The sequence below is a fragment of the Micromonospora sp. NPDC005215 genome (assembly GCF_040607915.1).
Taxonomy (GTDB): Bacteria; Actinomycetota; Actinomycetes; order Mycobacteriales; family Micromonosporaceae; genus Micromonospora.
On record NZ_JBEXHQ010000027.1, the window covers coordinates 1 to 18,458 of the forward strand.

Consider the following 18,458-nt stretch of genomic DNA (forward strand, 5'->3'; position numbering starts at 1 on the left):
CACAACCGAAAGCTCATCAGGAGTCACCGCAACATCGAACTACCCGGACGACTCCGATGACCCCACGACACGCCGACCTAACAAAGCACTACTAGCCGACGTCCAGCAGGGTCTTGCCGACCGTCGCGCGCGCCTCGATGGAGGCGTGCGCGTCGGCGGCGCGTTCCAGCGGGAACCGCTGGCCGATGAGCGGTCGCAGGCGGCCGGCAGTCGCGTCCGTCAGGGCCTGCCGGGTGTACGCCCGCAGCAGCGCGGGTGACGTGTCCGGCCGGACCAGTGCGACCTGCCGTGCCGCAGCCGCCTCCACCGACACCGAGGACCACTCCCCGCTCGCCAAGCCGTAGCTGACCATCCGGCCGCCGGGGTCCAGTAGGTCGAAAGCCGCTCGGGCCACCGCCCCGCCGACCCCGTCGAGCACCACGTCGATCCCGCCGAGCGCGGCCCGGACGCGGTCGGCCCAGTCGGGTTGGAGATAGTCGACGGCAAGGTCGGCGCCCAGGCCGGGGAGCAGATCCACCTTGCGTGGCCCACCTGCGACGCCGATCACCCGGGCGCCGGCCTGGGCCGCGAGCTGCACCAACAGGCTGCCCACGCCACCTGCGGCGGCTTCCACCAGCACCCGGTCGCCGGGGCGGACGCCGACCGCCTCGATCAGCATGGTGGCGGTGCGCCCGTCGGCCAGCAGTGCGACCGCCTCGTCCATGGCCAACCCGTCGGGCACCTCGATCGGGGCGGTCGCGTCCACCGCCGCGCGTTCGGCGTATCCGCCGGAGCCGCCGGTGGCGCTGACCACTCGCCGCCCGACCAGTGCCGGGTCGACGTCCGGGCCGACGGCGGCGATCACCCCGCCCACGCCGTTGCCGGGGATCAGGGGCGGGGTGATCTGGAACGGTCCGGGGCGGCCGGAGCGCTGCTGCGTCTCGACGAAGGTGATGTTCGCGTGCGCGACGTCGATCAGCACCTGGCCGGGGCTGGGCGTCGGGTCGGTAGCGGGGCCGGGCACCAGCACCTCGGGTCCGCCGAACTCACGTAACCAGACCGCCCGCATCGTGTCTCCCTCGGCTGCGGTGGGCGGCGCGCCCACGCTCCCGACCACTCCACCTCCTCAACCAGGGTTGAGGTCAAGCGGTGCGGGCGGACGGGCCGACGCCGGGGGACTCGGCCAGCCGGGACAGCACGATCGTGCTGCGGGTGGAGGTCACGAAGGACTCGGCGCGCAGCCGTTCCAGCGCCGCCTCCAGGTGGGCGATGTCGGCGGCGCGCAGGTGGACGAGCGCGTCGGCCTCCCCGGAGACGGTGTACGCGCCGACCACCTCCGGGTGCCGCCGGGCGGCCACGCCGATCTGGGCGGGGGTCGTCCGGCCGGCGCAGAACAGCTCGACGAACGCCTCGGTGGTCCAGCCGACGGCGGCCGGATCAACCACGGCCGTGAATCCCCTGATCACGCCGGTGGCACGCAGTCGGTCGACGCGACGCTTGACGGCCGGGGCGGAGAGTGACACCCGGGTGCCGATGTCGGCGTACGACGCACGAGCGTCGGCGACGAGTAACGCAATGATCCGCTGGTCTACCGCGTCTATCTGCAACGTTCCGCCTCTGAGAAGCAACGGTTGTGGCTGTTACCAAAGTTCTACGGTACCTACTCTTGGTGACCGTGAACCAGCACCGGGTCCCGCGAAAGCGGACATATCTCATGTGCTCGCCCGAGCACTTCGCGGTCGAGTACGCGATCAATCCGTGGATGGACGTGACCACCCCGGTCGACCGGGACCTGGCTGTCAAACAGTGGGACCGGCTGCGCGAGACGCTTGTCGGCCTCGGCCACGAGGTGCACCTGCTCACGCCCGAGCAGGGCCTGCCGGACATGGTCTACGCCGCCAACGGCGCGTTCGTGGTGGACGGCAGCGTGTACGGCGCCCGGTTCAAGCACGAGCAGCGGGCCGCCGAGGCCGGCGTCCACCACGCCTTCTACGAGTCGCAGGGCTGGCGGTTCATCGCGCCGAGCGAGACCAACGAGGGCGAGGGCGACTTCGCGTACGTGCCGGAGGCGCACGGCGGCCTCATCCTCGCCGGGCACGGCTTCCGCACCGAGCTTCCGGCGCACGCCGAGGCGCAGGAGGCGCTGGGCCGTCCGGTGGTGTCGCTGCGGCTGGTCGACCCCCGCTTCTATCACCTGGACGTGGCGTTGGCTGCCGTCGACGACTCGAACGTCGCCTACTTCCCCGGCGCGTTCTCCGCGGCGAGCCAGCGGGTGCTCACCCAACTCTTTCCGGACGCGGTGCTCGCCGACGACGCCGACGCGTTGGCCTTCGGGCTGAACCTGGTCAGCGACGGCGCGAACGTGGTGCTCAACAGCGAGGCCACCCGGCTGGCCGGCAAGCTCAAGGCCGCCGGTTACACGCCGGTCCCCGTCGAGCTGGCCGAGCTGAAGAAGGGCGGCGGCAGCGTGAAGTGCTGCATCGCCGAGCTGCGGCACTGATTCGCGAATGCTCCGGGGCCGGCCTCCCAGTGGGAGACCGGCCCCGAATCGTGCTGCGGGTGGGTGTTCAGCCCAGCGTGGCCAGCTCGTTGATCAGCACGTTCGACATGACCTGGCCGTCGCGCTGCACCTCCCGCAGGTACCACTTCTGCTGGGGGGTGCGCGGCTGGTTGAACTGCCAGATGCCGCGCGGGCTGTCGATCTGGCCGATCTTGCCGAGTGCCAGGTTGACCTGCTGCGGGTTGGGCGAGCCGCCGGTCAGCTGGATCGCCTGGTCGAGCACCTGCGCCGCGTCGTACGACGCCATCGCGTACGTGGTGGGTGTGACCTGGTACTTCTTGCGGTAGGCCGAGGCGAAGACCCGGTTTGACGTGTTGTTCAGGTCGGCCGAGTAGTTCAGCGCGGTCTGGATGCCCAGCGCGTTGTCCTTGAGGTTCTCCAGCACGTCGCCCTCGGTGAGGAAGCCGGGCGCGTAGATCGGCCCGCGGAACTTCTCCCGCAACTGCTTGATGAACTCCACAGCGGCCGCGCCGGCGAAGAAGCAGAAGACCGCTGTGGGCTCCTTGTTCAGCGCCTTGTTGATGTCGGCGGCGTAGGTGGTCTTGCCGGGGTTGGGGTTGGCGCTGGTGTAGGTGACCGGGTCGCCGATGCGCGGGTCGGTAGCGCCGAACTCCTGCCGGAAGCCACGCACCACGTCCGGGCTGCCGACGTTCTCCGGCATGATGATCGCGATGCGGCCGTTGGACGGCAGTTGGTCGCGCAGGTAGCGGCCCAGTGCCCGGCCGGCCTCGTCCAGCACGTACGACGTCCGCCAGATGTAGAAGACGCTCTGCAGGCTGCTCGGCGAGGCGTTGGAGCCGATCAGCGGGACCTTGGCCTGCTCGACGGTGTCCCGGATGCCGACCATCACCGCCGAGTTGACCACCCCGGTGAGTGCCAGCACGCCCTGCTTGAGCAGGCCGTCGACGGCGGCCTTGCCGGTCTTCGCGGTGTCGCCCTCGTCGGCGGTCAGCAGCTCCACCGGGTGGCCGCCCAGCCGCTTGTCGTGCAGGTCGAGGAAGAGTTGGAAGCCGTTGGTGATGTCATCGCCGATGCTCTTGAAACCGCCGGCCTGTGGCGTGATCAGCCCGATCTTGATCGGGCGGCGGTTGACGGTCGGCTGGGCGTCGGTGTCGGAGCCACACCCGGCGACGAACCCGGTGGTACCGAGCGCGGCCAACAGTTGGAGCGCCCGCCTGCGATTCATCTGTGACACCGAGTTCCTTTCAAGGAGCGTTGCAGGGCTGAACACCGGCCCCTCCGGCGTTCTACCTGGTCCGCGACGCTGCGTCAATGGCTAGTGATCAACGTGCAGGGACCGCAACGAATCAAGGACCCGGGACCAGGCGGTGGACTCCGGGTCGATCAGCCCGAAATGCTCGCATTCGGGCAGTTCAAGAAGGGAGATATCGGATCCTGCGGCGGTTGCTTCCGCGACAAATCGCCGGCTCATCTCCACCGGAACCTGCTGATCCTCGGAGCCGTGCAAAACTACGGTCCGTGTCCGCGTGGGCACCAACAATCGTGGATCCGACACCGCGTACCGGTCCGGAACCTCGGTCGGGCCGCCGCCGAGCAACGCGGCCACCGCGCCCGAGTCCAGGTCCCGTCGGTACGCCTCGGCCAGGTCGGCCACCGGGGCCAGGGCGAGCACCCCACCCACCGTCGGCGCGGCGGTGGCCGCCACGTACAGCGCCAGGTGGCCACCGGCGGAGTGCCCGACCAGAATCGGCGCGCCCTCGGTCACCCGGCCGGGCAGCGCCTCGGCGGCCAGCACGGGCAGCTCGGCCACCCCGGTCAGCACGTCGGTCAACGTGCCCGGCCAGCCACCTCCCGGCTGCCCGGTCCGCCGGTATTCCAGCTGCGCCACCGGGTAGCCGTCGGCGGCGAGTGCGGCAGCCAGTGGGTCGGTGTGCCGCCGGTCGTACTCGACCCGCCAGAAACCGCCGTGCAGGACGACGACCAGCGGCCGGGCCGGACCAGCTCCAGCCGGAAACCGCAGGTCAGCCACCTGGTCCGGGTGGTCGCCGTACGCCACGGTCCGGTCGGGCTCCGGTGCGGGCCGGGTCAACACGGCGCGCGGGTCGGCAGGCATGGCGCGACGGTAGCGCGCCCGCGCGGGTAATTCGGGCCCGGTAGTCGGTCCCGGATGCCATGAGTCCTGCCCGCTGGGTAAAGATGGACCCCATGACCGAAGCGCGCTCAGCTGGACACGACGACGAGCCGGGCACCGACGACTCCGGCCACCCCGGCACTGTTGTGGTGGTTGGTCCGGACGGCCGGCCGATCGGGACGATGCAGACCGACGAGGGCCAGGGTGAGGACCCGACCCGCCTTGTCGAACAGCCGGCCAAGGTGATGCGGATCGGCAGCATGATCAAGCAGTTGCTGGAGGAGGTGAAAGCCGCACCTCTCGACGACGCGAGCCGCAACCGGATGCGGGAGATCCACGAGCGGTCGATCGTCGAGCTCAAGGAGGGCCTCGCCCCCGAGCTGCGCGACGAGTTGGAGCGCATCTCGCTGCCCTTCGCCGAGGACAAGGCCCCGAGCGAGAGCGAGTTGCGGATCGCGCACGCCCAGCTCGTCGGTTGGCTGGAGGGCCTGTTCCACGGCATCCAGGCGGCCCTGGTGGCCCAGCAGATGGCCGCCCGGGTTCAACTGGAGCAGATGCGCGGCGGCCGGCAGGCGCTGCCCAGTGGCCCCGGCGGGATGGTCCCCGGGATGTCGGGCATCGTCCAGCCGGGCGGCGGTGAGGGCCACAACACCGGCCAGTACCTGTAGTCCGGCTCAGTCCACCCCGAAAACCTTCTCCAGGTACGCCGCCACGCCGTCCTCGGTGTTCGCCGTCGTCACGTCGTCGGCGACCGCGAGGACGGCGCGGTGCGCGTTGGCCACCGCCACGCCCCGGCCGGCCCAGCTCAACATCGGCACGTCGTTGGGCATGTCACCGAAGGCCAGCACGTCCGCGGCCGCCACCCCGAGCCGGTCGCAGTACCAGTCCAGGCCGGCCGCCTTGGTCACCCCGGCCGCGGAGATCTCCACCAGCCCGGAGGACGACGAGTGCGTGGCCTCCGCCAGCCCCGCCACCGCTGCGGCGATCAGTTCGACGAAGGTGTCCGGGTCCTGCTCGCCGGCCCGAGCGAGCAGCTTCACCGCCGGCGCCGAGAGCAACTCCTCCGGCGTCTCGATCGGTCGGATCCCCTCGGGGTCGACGTCCCACCGCAGCGGGTAGTGCGCCTCATGCCGCATCTCCCGGCTGTCCAGAATCTCCACGGCGAAGCTGATGTCGGGCACCTCGGCCCGTAGCCTCCGGGCCACCTCGGCCAGGTGGTGCGGCGCGAGCGGATCGGCCCGCAGCACCTCGTCGGCGAACGGGTCGTAGACCACCGCGCCGTTGGCGCAGACCGCCGGCAACGGCTCGGCCAGTTGGTCGTACACCATCTTGAGCCAGCGGACCGGACGGCCGGTGACCAGGACGACCGGCGTGCCTCGCGCGGAGATCCGGGCGAGCACGTCGGCCGTGCGTGGACTGACTGTGTGGTCGTCGCGGATCAGCGTGCCGTCGATGTCGGTGGCGATCAGGCGGGGCGTCTCTCCCATCACCGGGACAGTAGCCGGTCGAGATACACCGCCACACCGTCGTCGTCGTTGCGCAGGGTCACCTCGTCGGCGGCGGCGCGCAGGGCGGGGTGCGCGTTGGCCACCGCCACCCGGGACCAGCCGGCCCACTCGAACATCGGCAGGTCGTTGGGCATGTCACCGAAGACCAGGACATCGGCCGGGTCCACCCCGAGGCTCTGCGCCACCACCGTCAGCCCGGTCGCCTTGTCCACCCCCGGCGGGCAGATCTCGATGAAGCCGAGCCCGGCCTGGGTGAGCGTGGCGACCTGCGGCGAGATGATCCGGCGGGCCACCGCCAGCAGTTCGTCCACGTGGTGGTCGGCGGTCCGGGCGAACGCCTTGATCACGTCGCAGGAGAGGCACTCCGCGCGGCTTCGAGCCTCGAACCGGTCCTGGTAGGGCCAACTCTCGTGGTAGTCGCCCCAGAGCGGGGCGTCGTGCTCGTCGGACGCCTCCACCATCACGGTCAGCGGGCCGACCTCGGCCTCCAGGTCGGCGAGCAGCCGGGCCAGCACCTCGGCGGGCAGCCGCTCGTCGCGGAGCACCACAGGGCCGGTCGGGTCGCTCTGGTCGACCACCCGGCCACCACCGGCCATCACCAGGAAGTCGGCGGCCCGGATGTCGTTGCGGGTCAACTCGGTCAGCCGAGGGCCGCGACCGGTCGCGCCGACCACCGGGATTCCGGCGGCCCGCACCCGGTCGAGCACCCCATGGGTGTACGCGGAGACGGTGTCATCGCTGCGGACCAGCGTGCCGTCGAGGTCGGTGGCGATCAGCTTGGGCAGTCCCGGGCGGGTCATCGTTCCTCCTTCGCCCATCGCCGTCGCGCCTGCTGTCCCCTTCTGGTGAGGAGACCCTGGCGTCACGGCGGGCAGCAACCGTACCTCGCGGAACGGGTCGCATCCATGGCTTCCAGGCGAATCGGACGCGAACAGAACCACCCTCGGCGATCTTGCGCGGTCTGTTGCTGGACGCGGGTGATCGCCTGTCGTGTCGACGCGGAAATGGCGAGGTCAGCGTGGGTGGGGTCAGGACGGCGGGGTGGGGTTGGCGAAGGGGGCCGCCGGGGTGACGGTGAGGTCGGCCGGCGCGGGGAGGGCGTCATCCTCGACCGGGTTGCGGTCTCGGTGCCGGCGCCACGGGCGGGTCGCCGGCGCGTCTCCGGGGCGGTCGTCCTCCGCTGGCCCGACCAGTGCGCCCGGCGGTGCGGCCGGAGCCAGCCGCAGAGCCGCACCGAGCAGTACGCAGGCGGCGAACGCCATCACCACACCGCGGCCGTACTCGGCCCGGAAGCCGTCCTGTGGCGAGTAGAAGAAGTTGCGCTGACCGGGATCGTTGAGGGTGGCCGTCGCGGCGACCAGCAGCGCCAGCAGGGCACCGGCCAGGGTGAGGCCGGCGAGCCGGGCGTTCGGCCGCACGGCAGCCGTGCCCCGCAGGGCCAGCGCCACTGTGCAGACGAGACCGAGGAGCCCGACCAGGTAGCCGACCCCGAAGCCACCGACCTCGGACACCCCGGCCGGCACCTCGATCGTGCCCTCACCCTCGGGCCCGCCGTTCGGCAGACTCATGACCAGCCATTCGCCGACCAGCGAGGCGACTCCGGCCACCGCGCCCAGACCGGCGAGCAGCAGAGGCAGCCGAGGGTCCTGCGCGAGACCGGCCAGAGACGAGCCGAACCGCCGCCGTGGAGCCGGGTCGACAGCACCCCACTCGATCACGGCCGGCTCGTCGGACCGGTCGCCCTGCCGCGGGATTGGAAGCTCGTCGGACATCGGCCATCCTTCCGCCGGTCACGGACCTGGTCGCATCATGGCACAGCCAGCCCGTGGTGACAGGGATCGCAGGGTAGGCGTCCGTGCCGGTCGGTCGCTCGCCGGTCACCTTTCCGCTAGCGTTCTCCTCATGCCTATCCGTACCGCTTCAGCACAATGGCAGGGCAATCTCACCGAGGGTGCCGGCACGGTCCGCACCGGTAAGGGCGGCCTGTCGGGCAACTACTCCTTCAAGTCGCGCTTCGAGGAGGGCGAGGGCACCAACCCCGAGGAGCTGATCGCCGCCGCGCACGCCGGCTGCTTCTCGATGGCGTTCTCGAAGGCGCTCGCCGACGCCGGCTCGACGGCCACCTCGGTCGAGACCACCGCCAAGGTCCACCTGGACAAGACCGACGCCGGCATGACAGTGACCCGGATCGACCTGGAGACCGTCGGCCAGGTTCCGGGGATCGACGACGCGGAGTTCCAGAAGCTCGCCGAGGCCGCCAAGGCCAACTGCCCGATCTCCCGCCTGCTCTCGCCGGGTGCCGAGATCACCCTCAGCGCGCGCCTGGCTTCCTGAGCCGGTCGACCCACCACCGCTCGTTCACGGACAGAGTCTCCGCCCGCCCCTGGGCGGTCGCTCTCTCCGTGAGCCTGCGGGCCCGGTCAGCGACACCTCACGAGGGGCCCGCCGGGTCCGGCATCGGGCAGAATGGGTGACGTGCCGGTGGAGATGACCCGTGAGCGCTTCGAGGAGCTGGTTGCCGACGCCCTCGACGAGGTGCCCGAGGAGCTGCTCGGCCTGATGAGCAACGTGGTCATCCTCGTCGAGGACGACCCGCCGCCCGGCGAGGCCGACCTGCTCGGCCTCTACGAAGGCCACGCCCTCACCAGCCGTGGCTGGGACTACTCCGGCGTCCTGCCGGACCGGATCTTCATCTACCGGCACCCGATCCTGCGGATCTGCGACAACGACGACGACGTCGTCGACGAGGTGGCGGTGACCGTCGTGCACGAGATCGCCCACCACTTCGGCATCGACGACGAACGGCTGCACGCGCTGGGCTGGGGCTGAGCCCACCGACAGCCGCGCTGTCGCCGCTCGGCCGATGGCCCGTAGTTGCCCTGGTCGCCTACCTTCGGTGCAGCGACCGCAACCCTGTCAGGAGGCACCCTTTCATGCGCAGTGAGCTGTTCTCCGCGGAGAATCTGGAGAAGGAGTCCGCGCAGCCCGGCATGCGGCTGCAAAACTCCAAGATGTTGAAGATCGAACTCAACGGCGAGGCGATGGCCCGGGTCGGGTCGATGGTCGCCTACCAGGGCAATGTGCAGTTCCAGGCGCTGGGCTCGGGCGGGCTCGGCAAGTTTCTCAAGCAGAAGCTCACCGGCGAGGGTGTCCCCCTGATGAAGGTCTCCGGCCAGGGTGACGTCTTCCTCGCCGAACTCGCCAAGGACGTGCACATCATCGACCTGGAGCCGGGCGACGCCCTCTCCATCAACGGCTCCAGCGTGCTCGCCTTCGACTCGACCCTCCAGTACGACATCAGGATGGTCGGCGGTGCCGGCATGGCCTCATCGTCCGGCCTGTTCAACTGTGTGTTCAGCGGCTACGGACGGATCGCCATCACCACCAAGGGCACCCCGGTCGTGCTCAACGTGGACGCCCCCACGTACGTCGACCCGCAGGCCGCGGTCTGCTGGTCGGCCAACCTCCAGACCGGCTACCACCGGGCCGAGCAGCTGGGCCTCGGCACGCTGCTGGGCCGACGCACCGGTGAGTCGTTCACGATGAGCTTCGCCGGCCAGGGCTTCGTGGTGGTGCAGCCGTCCGAGGAGCCGCCGGTCCTGGGCAGCGGCCAGCAGCAGCAGGAGGGCGGTCTGCTCGGCGGTCTGCTGAGCTGACCACCTCGGCGCGGGCGCTCCTGATCTGTGGGAGCGCCCCGCCCGGTCAGGTCAGCTCACCGGTGCGCAGTCGGGCCAGCCAGGCCGCCGCGTCGACGTAGTCGACGTCGGAGAGGCCCGCCGGCGCGGGCACCGGCCGATCGCCCGCTGCCGCGGCCCACCGGTGCCGGGGGTACGAGCCCAGGAAACGGACCCCCGCGCAGACCCGGCGCAGCCCCTGCAACGCCTCGCCCAGTCGTACGTCGGCCACGTGCCCGGTGCAGTCCAGGAAGAAGACGTACCGGCCCAGCGCCTCCCCGGTGGGGCGGGACTCGATCCGGGTCAGGTTGACGCCCCGGACGGCCAGCTCCATCAGTACGGACAGCAGCGCGCCGACCCGGTCGTGCGCGATGTAGACCGCGAGCGAGGTGAGGTCGTCGCCGGTCGGCGGCGGGGGCGGCCCGGGCCGGGACACCAGCGCGAACCGGGTCACCGCGTCCGGGTGATCGGCGATCTTGTCGGCGAGGGTGGCGAGCCGGTGTCGGACCGCCCCGATCGGCGCGCAGATGGCCGCGTCGTACGCGCCGGCACCGGCACCCGCCGCGGCCGCGCCGTTGGAGAGCACGTCGACCACCACGGCGTCCGGCAGATGGTCGCGCAGCCAGCCCCGGCACTGGGTGGAAGCCTGCGGATGAGCCGCCACGGTGCGGATCGAGGTCAGCGGCGTGCCGGGCCGCGCGCCGAGCACGAACTCCACAGGCAGGATCACCTCTCGGGTGATCACCAGCGGCTCGCCCTCGGCCATCTCGTCCAGGGTGACGCCCACCGCGCCGCCGATCGAGTTTTCCAGCGGCACCAGCGCGGCGTCAGCGTCTCCGGTCCGGACGCTGTCCAGCGCCTCCCCGACGCTGCGGGCAGGCGTACAGGTGCCGCGCTCGGCGGCGGGGAGGGAGCGCAGGGCCTGCTCGGCGAAGGTACCCTCCGGCCCGAGGTAGACGAAGCGTGTCGGCGGTGTTCCCGGCATGCCGATCAGCCTACGCACTCGGCCGGACGGCCGAACCGGCGTCGCAGGCGAGGGCGCGGATCCCGGCCGGGCCGGTGGCGCGTACCTCGATGGTGCAGACGTCGGTGCCGGCGGTGACCAGGGTCGGTGCACTGGCCTGGCCCCGGGTGACCACCTGGAGTTCCTCGTGTCCGGTCACCTCCAGGACGGTGTACTGCCACTCGGCGGCGCAGAGCGGCCCGGTGCGGACCTGGACCCGGACATTTGTCGGAAGCACGCCGGCCCGGCCCCGCAGCAGTTGCACCACCCGCTGGCCGGTCGGGCCGTTCCGGCAGGCCGTCGCGACCAGCCCGGCATCCGGAGTGGGCGTGACCGCACCGACTGGCGGTGCGCTGGCCGGCGGGCCGGTGGGTGGGGTGCTCGGGCCGGACGCCGTCGGGGCCGCGGTGCGGGTGGGCGCGGCGGTCGGCTCCGACAACTCGGGTGGGGCACCACAGCCGGCGAGCACCGCGACGGCGAACACCGCGAAGGCGACCGGTCGGATCCGGACCGTGGGCCGCGCGGGGGCGTGATCGGACGCCCGGCCACGAGGCGCCGGTGGGATGTGGACCGTCGCCCGGGGTGGGGGAGACGAGGGGTGGGGCGGGGTGAACGGCACGGGCCGATCCTCGGGACATCGGAGAATTCGTCGCGGCCGGGGTGGCCGAGCCCATCGTAGGGTCAGCGGCCGATCGGGTGAAGGTCAGCCGGTGACGCGGTGCCCGGCGCGCTGTAGCGCGGCGGTGCCCTCGGCCAGCCGGACGGCCGGCACCAGCAGATAGTCGGTGTCGAAGGTGGAGAAGGTGAGCACGCTGACCCGTGCCTCGGCGAGCGGGTCGACGAGCGCGGCCAGGTTGCCGGTGCTTGCCAACTCCACCGGGGCGGTGACCCGTAGACAGCGCCAGACGGTCTCCACCACGGCGTGCGCCGGAACCCGATCTGCCGGGCAGATCACCGAGATCCCATCGGAGGTCCAGCTCACCGTCACCACGTCGGTGCCGCTCAGCCCGCTCGACAACGCGTACGGCAGGGCGGTGCCGGCGGCCAGCCGACACACAGCGTATTCCCCTGGCAGCACTGCGACATCGAGCATGAGGGCACCTTACGGCCTACTCGCGCAAGGCTGAGCCAGCAACGCCGTGGGGGGCTCTGCCGCTGGTCAGACCTCGGAGAAGAAGGTGAGCGAGCCGGCCACGGCGCCGTCGGTGAGCACCGGGGTGGAGATCGCGTCGACTGTCGCGTCGGAGCTGTTCGCCGAGGCGGCCTGCACCCGGAGTAACCCGCGGGCGAGTCGACCGGAGGTGAGCGCCAGCAGGGGCGGGATCTTGTCGATCTCGGCCTCGGTCAGCTCGCCCCGGTTGGCGGTGAAGTCGAGAAGGCGCAGCCCGCCGTCGAGCAGCGGTCGCCCGATCAGGCCATCTGGCTCGCCCAGGCAGAGCAGCTCGCAGCCGGCGGTGGAGATCGCCACCACCAGGGTGTCGGCGTCGATCAGCAGGCACGGCTCAGCGGCCCGGGAGACCGTCGAGGACCACTGGCCGACGTTGCCGGACTCCGGCTCTGTCAAGCCCCGCGCCGCCGGCACGAACGCTTCTGAGAGCGAAAGTTCGACGTGGGCCACCGCGCCTCCTATGTGCACCGATCGACTGTCCACGCTAGCGGGTCGCCGACGGAATCACCGAGCGCACCGGGTCACCGAGCCGCGCAGCGTGAACCGAGGCGGTCGGCGACGGCGCGGAGGCCGGTGAGGTCGAAGGGGGACCGGAGCCGCGTGGCGTCGCTGGTGACGTTACCGGCGGTGGGCCGGCTTGTCAGCGGCCGTTCGGCCCTCGTCATACCACCGGTAGTCGGCTGGTGGACGGTACGTGCCGTTCAGCCAGGTGCCGGGGTGCTGTGCGACCCGGGAAAGCTTTTCGGCGGTGGCCGGGCTGATCCGGCTGCCACCAGCCACGAGGAGCCGGTCCAGCTCTCGGTGGGTGGCCATCAGACAGTCCTTCGGAAGGCCGTAGACGCTGATCACGCCGGAGCCGACGAAGGTCAGCACCGGCGTCACCGGGACCGGCAGCCCCACCGCGTCGGAGAGGGCCTTACTGGCCCGCTTGGCGTCCCGGCGGGACTCGGCCACGTACGGCGGACGCTTGCCGTTGATCTGCACCACGTCCCCGGCGACGAGCACCCTGGCCCGGCCGTGGTCGGCGATGGTCACGGCGAAGAGGCCGCTCGGCCCGATGGCGAGGAACCCGGCCCGCTCGTCCTGACCGCGGTCGAGGACGTCGGTGACGTCGGTGCGCGGCCACTCGATGACGTGCCAGGCAGGCCCGAGGTGGTCGAGTTGACCCAGTGCCCGCGCCCCGGCCGCCTCCAGGCGGCGCGCACCCCGCTCGGCACGACGGCGGCGGGCCCATTCGAGCGGTGTCGGACGGACCGGTTCGAGAACCCCCGGCGACTCGACGCGGGGATGTGGCACCGCCACGGGCGGCAGTGCCCGAGCGGACGGTACGGCTCGTCGTGCGGGAAAGACAGTCATCGCGACCTCCGGCAAAAGGTCCCTCGAAGTTATGTCCTCACTACCCTACGTTGCCACTACCGGTGTTCGGCAAGCCGGAACGCCGGAGTGACTACGGATGAATGCCATATTCATCCACAGTTCTTTTCTCGGATGCCGCCAAACCCTGCCCTACGCTGCGGGAGTGACCCACTACGTCGACAGTGAAGTCGGCCGGCTCGGCACCGTACTGCTGCACCGGCCCGGCCCCGAACTGGCCCGGCTCACCCCCCGCAACAACGACTCGCTCCTGTTCGACGCGATCCCCTGGGTCGGACGAGCCCAGGAGGAGCACGACGCGTTCGCCGCCGCCCTGCGCGACCGTGGAGTCGAGGTGCTCTACCTGGCCACCCTGCTGACCGAGACACTTGCCGTCGCGGACGCCCGGGCCGAGCTCACCGAGCAGGTGCTGCGCTCCCGGCGGCTCGGCGACACCCTGCGGGCCCGCGTCGCCGACCATCTCTCCTACCTCGACCCGGCCGCCCTGGCCGACGTGCTCACCGCCGGGCTGGCCCACGAGGAACTGCGGATCAGCTCAGAGCGGCCGGGCGGACTGGTCTACACGCTGATGGACCGGCACGACTTCGTCATCGACCCGCTGCCCAACCTGCTGTTCACCCGTGACTCGTCGCTGTGGATCGGCGACCGGGTCGGCGTCACCAGCCTGGCCATGCCGGCGCGACGCCGCGAAACCACTCTGACCGACGCCATCTACCGCCACCATCCACGCTTCGCCGGCACCGAGTTCGTCTACCGCCCGAACCTTGAGCACCTGGAGGGCGGGGACGTGCTGCTGCTCGCCCCCGGGGTGCTGGCGGTCGGGGTGGGCGAACGGACCACCCCGGCCGGCGCGGAACGACTCGGCCGACAGGTCTTCGCCGCCGGCCTGGCCCACACCATCCTTGTGGTGCCGATCGCCCAGAAGCGCGCCACCATGCACCTCGACACGGTCTGCACGATGGTCGACGTGGACGCCGTACTGATGTATCCCAACATCGCGAGCACGCTGTCCGCGTACACGGTGATTGCCGGCGCGGACGGTGCGGACCCGCGGGTGGACGGGCCCGCGCCGTTCCTGCGGGCCGCCGCCGACGCGATGGACCTCGACCTGCTGCGGGTCATCGACACCGGGCTGGACCCGGTGACCGCGGAACGCGAGCAGTGGGACGACGGCAACAACACCCTCGCCCTGGCGCCCCGGCTCTGCGTCGGCTACGAGCGCAACACCGAGACCAACGCCCAGCTGGAGCGCGCTGGCATCGAGGTGATCCCGATCGCCGGCTCCGAGTTGGGCTCCGGTCGTGGCGGGCCGCGCTGCATGTCCTGCCCGATCACCCGCGACCCGTTGTGAGAATGGGCGCCTTCTCCCGGAGAAGGCGCCCAGACGCAGCTCAGCGGAGGGTGAGTTGCCGGCCGAGCAGTCCCTGGCGGGAGCGCCGGCCGGCGGCGTCGAGCGGGTCGGTGGCGGCCAGCGCCTCGGCGTACCGCTTGGCGAACTGCGCCACCGGCTCCTCCCAGTCGGCCGCCGGAGTCGCCTCCGGCAGGTCCCAGACCGGCACCAGCCGACCGTGCGCGCGGAACATGCCGGCGAACTTGGTCTGCTCGCCGAGCGTCAGCGAGCCGGCCGCGCCGAGGCGGGCCAGCGCGTCCAGGGCGGCGTCCTCGTCGTCGGGCAGCACCCAACGCACGTGTGCCTTCTCCGGGACCTGGCACCAGTACGCGGCCTTCGCCGCGGTCAGCCGCACGGTCGGGTAGATGGCCGCGTTCGCCCGCTCCAGCGACGCCTGGACGGTCGGATCGGCGGCGGCGCCGGGGTCGAGCCAGAACTCGAATCCGTCGTGCATGGTGATCTCCAGTGGGCCGTCCACGAGGACGTCCTGCAAGCGGGGCCCGGGGCCGGGCAGCGGCGGCACTGCCACCTGGCCACCCGGCTCGGTCCGCAGCGCGCTGAGCAGCGCCTCGGCCAGATCTCGGGAGACGTCACCGGACTGCTGGTGGCGTTGGAGACCGATGAGCACCCGACCGTCCGGCTTGGTGATCGCCGGAGCGGCCATCGGCAGCACCGTGGCGAGCGTCGCCGGCCGGTCCCCGAACTCCTCGACCAGGGCGGGCGCCAGCCGCAGCGGCGCGGAGGCGGCCGGCACCAACTCGCGCAGCGCGATCCACTCGACCTCGTCGACCAGCCCGTCGAACGGACGCGGCACGAAGACGTCGCGGACCTTGTCGCGGCGGGGGGCGGTGTCGGTGGTGGTGCGCTGGCTCTTTCGACGCTTACTCACGGCGTCACAGCCTAGAGCCCCGGCCGGCCCGCCGTGGGCCGGACCCGCCAGAGCCAGACTCAGCCCGCCGGCACCAGGTCGGGTCGGGGTGCTGGCGCCGGGTCGAACTCCGCCCAGACGCGCTGGCCCATGCCGTCCCGCTCGACACCCCAGCGGGTGGCCAGACCGGCCACGATGTGCAGCCCCCGCCCGTCCGCCGCGTCCGCGCTGGCCGTCCGGATCCGTGGCGCGGTGCTCGCGCCGCCGTCGGTGACTCCGAGTTGGATCACTGGGCCCTGGGTGGAGGGCCGCAACCGCCAGGCCACCCGGACCACTCCGCCGGGCAGCGGCCTGGCGTGCCGCACCGCGTTGCCCACCAGCTCCGCGAGCACCGCGATCAGATCCGCGAGGAGCATCGGGGGTACGACGTCCGCCAGCTCACCGGCGAGCCGGTGCCGGGCCAGCCGTGCCCCGGCCGGGTGGTGGGGGACCACCACGCACCACGCCTGATCCCTCGCTGCCACCGTCGCCTCCACGTCGCGCCACCTCGGTCAACCGCGCGGTAGCCGCACCTCTGCGACCGTACCGCCGTCGGTCCCTGGACGTAGGGATACCCATCCATTCTGTTGTTCAACGATCCGGCGGACGAGATAGAGGCCGAGCCCCGCCCCCGGGTAGCCGCGCCGGTCGCCGGACTCGCCCTGCCAGAACCTGTCGAACGCCCGCTCCACGTGCTCCGGTCGGATGCCGATGCCCCGGTCGCTGACCCGGAACGCCACCAGTTGGCCGTCCACCGAGGCGGTGATCTCGATCGGCGACTCCGGTGGGGAGTACTTGCCGGCGTTCGTCGTCAGCTCGGTCAGCACGGTGGCCAGGCTGGGCCGGTGGCCGAGCGCCTTGGGCAGGTCGGTCGGGAGACGGAGCACCAGCCGGCGACGCAACTCCGTCGGCAGGTCCAGGACCGCGGAGCGCAGCGCCTCGCCGAGGTCGAACGGGGTGGGCGGGTCGTCACCCGGCCCGGCCTCGGCCGCCGAGCTGAGGAGACGGTCGACCAGTCGGGCCAACTCGTTGGCGCGTTGCCCGATCACCCGGGCAGCCTGCCGTCGGTCGACCTCGGTCAGCGAGTCCCAGTGGTCGGTGAGGGTGTCCGCGTACCCCTTGATCACGGTGACCGGGGTGCGGAGTTCGTGGCTGGTCACCGCGACGAACAGCTCCCGGTCATGGTCGCGGCGCTGCTGGTCGGTGATGTCGCGGAAGGTGACCACCCGCAGCGTGCCCGGACCGGGCAACTCGCCGGAGGTGATCCGCAGCCAGCGGCCGTCCGGCATCCGGTGATCCCGCACCTGACCGGAGGGCGGCAGCGGAAACGGCAGCGGACGGCTCAGCGCCTGCTCGACCGTCCGGCCGGTGACCTGGGCGGCGGCCGGGTTCCAGAGCCGGACGTGCCCGTCCCGGTCGACGACGGCCAGCCCGTCGGCGAGGGCCGCCACCACCGGGCCGTCACCGTGCACCGGCAGGCCGCTCTGGTCGCCGTACATGTGCGCGACACAGGACGCGAGGTAGGCGACCACCCCCTGCCGCTCGGCGTCCGGCTCGTCGTCGCCGGGATAGAGCGCGTGCAGGCTGCCGACGGTGTGGCCGCCGATCTCGGCCCGCGAGACCACCATCCAGCGCAGGTCACTGCCGCCCAGCTCGCCGGCCAACTTGCCGTTCAGGCGGCCCACCAGCACGTTGCGCACCCGTGGCCCGTTGAGCAGGCAGACCGTGTCCGGGTCGTCGACCGCCAGCGGACGGCCGAGGGCCCACGCGGCCGCGCCGGTCGCGGAGATCACCCGACCACCGGTCGGACCGAACTCGACGAACGCCATCCCGGTCGCGCCGAGGGCCGGCTGGGCCACCCGGAGCAGCTGGGTGAGGACCGGAAGGCCCGCCTCCCCAGAGTTGATCATTTCGATGACGACGGTGTGACCGGTGAGGAGAGCGGGGAAATCGATACGCTCCGGCATGTGCCGAGTCTGCCCCGCCGACCCGGATTTGGCACCCCTGCGCGGTCAGCGGTCCAGCCGGGCGAGGGCGTACCCGGGCCGGTCGGTGATGATCCCGTCCGCCCCGGCCGCCAGCACCAGCTCAAGGTCGGTCGGCTCGTTGACCGTCCAGACGTAGACCTGGTTGCCGGCCGTGCGAAGTGCGGGCAGCAGCTGCGGACGTGCCCGGACCAGGCCGATGCCCGGCCCCGCGATACGGGTGCCGAACGGCAGCCGACCCAGCCGCGGCCAGCGCGGCAACACCTCCAGCAGCAGCACCGTGGGCAGCGTCGGGGCGAGTTCGTGCACCCGGCGGACCGCCAGCGGGGAGAACGACATGACGGTGACCTGCACCGGGTCGTCCGGTGCCGGCTCGGCCAGCCCGTACCGACGCAGCAGGCTGACCAGTCGCCGTTCCACGTTCGAGCCGTAGCGCGACGGGTGCTTCGTCTCCACCAGCAACCGGACCGGCCGGCCGGCGGCGAGCACCGCGTCCAGCAGTCGGGTCAGGGTCAGCAGCCGGGTGTGCGAATCGTCCGGCGGTACGTCCTCGCTCGGCGCGCTGCCCGGATGCCACGAGCCGAAGTCCAGCGCTTCCAGCTCCGCGAGGGTCCGCGCGCTGACCAGACCGCGACCGTTGCTGGTGCGGTCGAGTCGTCGGTCGTGCACGCAGACCAGGTGCCCGTCCCGGGTCAGCCGGACGTCGCACTCCAGGCCGTCGGCACCCTCGTCGAGTGCCCGCAGGTACGCGGCGAGGGTGTGCTCGGGAAGGTCGTACGAGGCGCCGCGGTGCGCGAAGACCAGTGGGCCACCCATCC

General features: G+C 71.7%; 22 protein-coding genes. 6 read left to right on the forward strand and 16 right to left on the reverse strand.

The genetic code is table 11. The annotated features are described in order from the left end of the window. Positions 1 to 91: 91 nt before the first annotated feature. Both ABZU25_RS20380 and ABZU25_RS20385 read right to left on the reverse strand, forming a co-directional pair. On the reverse strand, positions 92 to 1,096 hold the full coding sequence (locus tag ABZU25_RS20380) for a zinc-binding dehydrogenase (protein ID WP_355030923.1): 1,005 nt from the start codon (positions 1,094 to 1,096) through the stop codon (positions 92 to 94). 25 nt (positions 1,097 to 1,121) lie between these two features. After that, positions 1,122 to 1,586, reverse strand: a complete 465-nt coding sequence (locus ABZU25_RS20385) for an Lrp/AsnC family transcriptional regulator (RefSeq protein WP_355030924.1) — start codon at positions 1,584 to 1,586, stop codon at positions 1,122 to 1,124. Between the two features lie 59 nt (positions 1,587 to 1,645). On the opposite strand from ABZU25_RS20385, the gene ddaH reads away from it, so the two are divergent. After that, positions 1,646 to 2,479 carry a dimethylargininase gene (ddaH, locus tag ABZU25_RS20390; protein WP_355030925.1) on the forward strand — a complete coding sequence of 278 codons (834 nt, stop codon included), beginning with the start codon at positions 1,646 to 1,648 and terminating at the stop codon, positions 2,477 to 2,479. Positions 2,480 to 2,546: 67 nt separating this feature from the next. Here ddaH and ABZU25_RS20395 read toward each other — a convergent pair whose 3' ends face one another. Beyond that, entirely contained in the window at positions 2,547 to 3,734 is a 1,188-nt protein-coding gene (locus ABZU25_RS20395; protein WP_355030926.1) for an ABC transporter substrate-binding protein, read from the reverse strand. An 81-nt stretch (positions 3,735 to 3,815) separates the two neighbouring features. Then, on the reverse strand, positions 3,816 to 4,613 hold the full coding sequence (locus tag ABZU25_RS20400; protein ID WP_355030927.1) for an alpha/beta fold hydrolase: 798 nt from the start codon (positions 4,611 to 4,613) through the stop codon (positions 3,816 to 3,818). 83 nt (positions 4,614 to 4,696) lie between these two features. Here ABZU25_RS20400 and ABZU25_RS20405 point away from each other — a divergent pair, with 83 nt between their 5' ends. Next, positions 4,697 to 5,299 carry a bacterial proteasome activator family protein gene (locus ABZU25_RS20405; RefSeq protein ID WP_355030928.1) on the forward strand — a complete coding sequence of 201 codons (603 nt, stop codon included), beginning with the start codon at positions 4,697 to 4,699 and terminating at the stop codon, positions 5,297 to 5,299. A gap of 6 nt (positions 5,300 to 5,305) precedes the next feature. Here the strand turns inward: ABZU25_RS20405 and ABZU25_RS20410 are convergent, their stop codons facing one another. The 3 genes from ABZU25_RS20410 to ABZU25_RS20420 form a co-directional block, all read right to left on the reverse strand. Beyond that, positions 5,306 to 6,118 carry an HAD family hydrolase gene (locus tag ABZU25_RS20410; protein ID WP_355030929.1) on the reverse strand — a complete coding sequence of 271 codons (813 nt, stop codon included), beginning with the start codon at positions 6,116 to 6,118 and terminating at the stop codon, positions 5,306 to 5,308. Then, entirely contained in the window at positions 6,118 to 6,939 is an 822-nt protein-coding gene (locus ABZU25_RS20415; protein ID WP_355030930.1) for an HAD family hydrolase, read from the reverse strand. The genes ABZU25_RS20410 and ABZU25_RS20415 overlap by 1 nt, the downstream gene beginning before the upstream one ends. Before the next feature lie 228 nt (positions 6,940 to 7,167). Continuing rightward, on the reverse strand, positions 7,168 to 7,911 hold the full coding sequence (locus ABZU25_RS20420; RefSeq protein ID WP_355030931.1) for a hypothetical protein: 744 nt from the start codon (positions 7,909 to 7,911) through the stop codon (positions 7,168 to 7,170). 130 nt (positions 7,912 to 8,041) lie between these two features. Here ABZU25_RS20420 and ABZU25_RS20425 point away from each other — a divergent pair, with 130 nt between their 5' ends. From ABZU25_RS20425 to ABZU25_RS20435, 3 genes are all read left to right on the forward strand, one after another. Continuing rightward, positions 8,042 to 8,473 (forward strand): OsmC family protein, encoded by a 432-nt coding sequence (locus ABZU25_RS20425; RefSeq protein ID WP_110564777.1) that lies wholly within the window; start codon positions 8,042 to 8,044, stop codon positions 8,471 to 8,473. Between the two features lie 147 nt (positions 8,474 to 8,620). Then, positions 8,621 to 8,968 (forward strand): metallopeptidase family protein, encoded by a 348-nt coding sequence (locus ABZU25_RS20430; RefSeq protein ID WP_355031019.1) that lies wholly within the window; start codon positions 8,621 to 8,623, stop codon positions 8,966 to 8,968. 104 nt (positions 8,969 to 9,072) lie between these two features. Then, positions 9,073 to 9,795, forward strand: a complete 723-nt coding sequence (locus tag ABZU25_RS20435; protein WP_196920294.1) for an AIM24 family protein — start codon at positions 9,073 to 9,075, stop codon at positions 9,793 to 9,795. Between the two features lie 46 nt (positions 9,796 to 9,841). Here ABZU25_RS20435 and pheA read toward each other — a convergent pair whose 3' ends face one another. The 5 genes from pheA to ABZU25_RS20460 all read right to left on the reverse strand — a co-directional run bounded on the left by pheA (position 9,842) and on the right by ABZU25_RS20460 (position 13,340). Next, positions 9,842 to 10,798, reverse strand: coding sequence for a prephenate dehydratase (gene pheA, locus ABZU25_RS20440; protein WP_355030932.1), 957 nt, complete (start codon positions 10,796 to 10,798; stop codon positions 9,842 to 9,844). Positions 10,799 to 10,808: 10 nt separating this feature from the next. Continuing rightward, on the reverse strand, positions 10,809 to 11,321 hold the full coding sequence (locus ABZU25_RS20445; protein ID WP_355031020.1) for a hypothetical protein: 513 nt from the start codon (positions 11,319 to 11,321) through the stop codon (positions 10,809 to 10,811). Between the two features lie 198 nt (positions 11,322 to 11,519). Continuing rightward, the gene (locus tag ABZU25_RS20450; protein ID WP_355030933.1) at positions 11,520 to 11,909 is read right to left on the reverse strand and encodes an ACT domain-containing protein; all 390 of its coding nucleotides are present in this window, start codon (positions 11,907 to 11,909) and stop codon (positions 11,520 to 11,522) included. A 66-nt stretch (positions 11,910 to 11,975) separates the two neighbouring features. Continuing rightward, positions 11,976 to 12,434: a hypothetical protein gene (locus ABZU25_RS20455; protein WP_355030934.1), complete on the reverse strand. Its 459-nt coding sequence runs from the start codon at positions 12,432 to 12,434 to the stop codon at positions 11,976 to 11,978. A 168-nt stretch (positions 12,435 to 12,602) separates the two neighbouring features. Continuing rightward, positions 12,603 to 13,340: a hypothetical protein gene (locus ABZU25_RS20460; RefSeq protein ID WP_355030935.1), complete on the reverse strand. Its 738-nt coding sequence runs from the start codon at positions 13,338 to 13,340 to the stop codon at positions 12,603 to 12,605. 163 nt (positions 13,341 to 13,503) lie between these two features. On the opposite strand from ABZU25_RS20460, the gene ABZU25_RS20465 reads away from it, so the two are divergent. Then, positions 13,504 to 14,709, forward strand: coding sequence for an arginine deiminase (locus ABZU25_RS20465; RefSeq protein WP_355030936.1), 1,206 nt, complete (start codon positions 13,504 to 13,506; stop codon positions 14,707 to 14,709). 40 nt (positions 14,710 to 14,749) lie between these two features. Here ABZU25_RS20465 and ABZU25_RS20470 read toward each other — a convergent pair whose 3' ends face one another. Genes ABZU25_RS20470 through ABZU25_RS20485 form a run of 4 tightly spaced genes read right to left on the reverse strand, consistent with a single transcriptional unit; the run spans position 14,750 to position 18,456 of the window. Continuing rightward, positions 14,750 to 15,637: a DUF5926 family protein gene (locus tag ABZU25_RS20470; protein WP_355030937.1), complete on the reverse strand. Its 888-nt coding sequence runs from the start codon at positions 15,635 to 15,637 to the stop codon at positions 14,750 to 14,752. A gap of 59 nt (positions 15,638 to 15,696) precedes the next feature. Continuing rightward, positions 15,697 to 16,113, reverse strand: coding sequence for an ATP-binding protein (locus ABZU25_RS20475; protein ID WP_355031021.1), 417 nt, complete (start codon positions 16,111 to 16,113; stop codon positions 15,697 to 15,699). A 54-nt stretch (positions 16,114 to 16,167) separates the two neighbouring features. After that, entirely contained in the window at positions 16,168 to 17,622 is a 1,455-nt protein-coding gene (locus ABZU25_RS20480) for a PAS domain-containing sensor histidine kinase (protein ID WP_355030938.1), read from the reverse strand. A 45-nt stretch (positions 17,623 to 17,667) separates the two neighbouring features. Continuing rightward, positions 17,668 to 18,456, reverse strand: coding sequence for a glycerophosphodiester phosphodiesterase family protein (locus tag ABZU25_RS20485; RefSeq protein ID WP_355030939.1), 789 nt, complete (start codon positions 18,454 to 18,456; stop codon positions 17,668 to 17,670). Between the last annotated feature and the right edge of the window lie 2 nt (positions 18,457 to 18,458).